Annotated in this window: 1 protein-coding gene; it reads left to right on the top strand. The window is 62.3% G+C overall.

Features of this window, described 5'->3' with window-relative positions; genetic code table 11:
• Nucleotides 1-83: 83 nt before the first annotated feature.
• The coding region (locus tag ACFRAM_RS28755) for a pentapeptide repeat-containing protein (RefSeq protein WP_379470447.1) at nt 84-1011 on the top strand (928 nt) is incomplete at its 3' end.

The following is a 1011-nucleotide window of genomic DNA, read 5'->3' as shown; positions in this document are numbered from 1 at the left end:
GATCTCGCCGAAACGAGTTGAGGCGACGTTCGCACGGTATTCGACTGCAAAAACCGCCGGAGCCACGATGGTGGCGGAGGTGGATGCGGCAAGTCCGACGTTGGGTGGGCAGGCTGTTTGGCTGGGCAGGCTGGCCAACAGTCGTTGCGCTCGCGACGGCGAGTGCAGCCATTTCGGCCATATGGTTTTCAGGCCAATCCTTGCAAGCCACCCAGGACCAATACAAGCTGTCCGAACAAGGCCAGGTCACAGACCGCTTCACGAAGGCGACCGAGCAGCTCGGCTCCGACAAACTCGACGTGCGCTTGGGTGGCATCTACGCCCTGGAACGCCTCGCCCGAGACTCACCCGTGGATCATCCCACCGTGGTCGAGGTTTTGAGCGCGCTTGTTCGCACTCACACCCCAGCGCCAACTACGTGCTCGAGACCGAGCGGTACCTCACCCGATCTCCCCGCCGATATCCACGCTGCCATAACAGTGATCGGTCGCCGCGATATAACGCTTGACCGCAACCTTGCAGACCTCTCGAAGTCCTGCTTGCACAGCGTGAACCTGACCGGAGAGAAATTGATCCATACTGACCTGTCCGATGCGAATCTCTCTAACGCAAACCTGCACGATGCCGACCTGACCGGCGCGTTACTGTTCCGCACGAAGCTGGTCGGCGCGAACCTAACCTACGTGAACCTGACCTCCGCGTCTCTGACCGACGTGGACCTAACCGACGCGAGGCTGGACTCTGCGAAGCTGGCCGGCGCGTTCCTGCTCGGCGGGAACCTGGGTGGCGCGAGCCTGTTCGAGGCGAACCTCGCCGGCGCGGACCTGTCCTATGCGAATCTGACCGGCGCGAAGCTCAACGTCGCGGACTTGACCCGCGCGGATCTGACCAGCACGAACCTGACTGGCGCGAACCTGGCCTACACGAACCTGACCGGCGCGAACCTCACCGACGCGAACCTGACCGGCGCGACACTGGACGAGATCCTCTACAGCGGAAACACATTGTGGC

The organism is Paenibacillus sp. NPDC056722, from assembly GCF_042790635.1.
GTDB classification, from domain to species: domain Bacteria; phylum Bacillota; class Bacilli; order Paenibacillales; family Paenibacillaceae; genus Paenibacillus_AQ; species Paenibacillus_AQ agri.
Note: the sequence above shows the minus strand (reverse complement) of the source record. Positions and strands in the feature narration are given on the sequence as shown.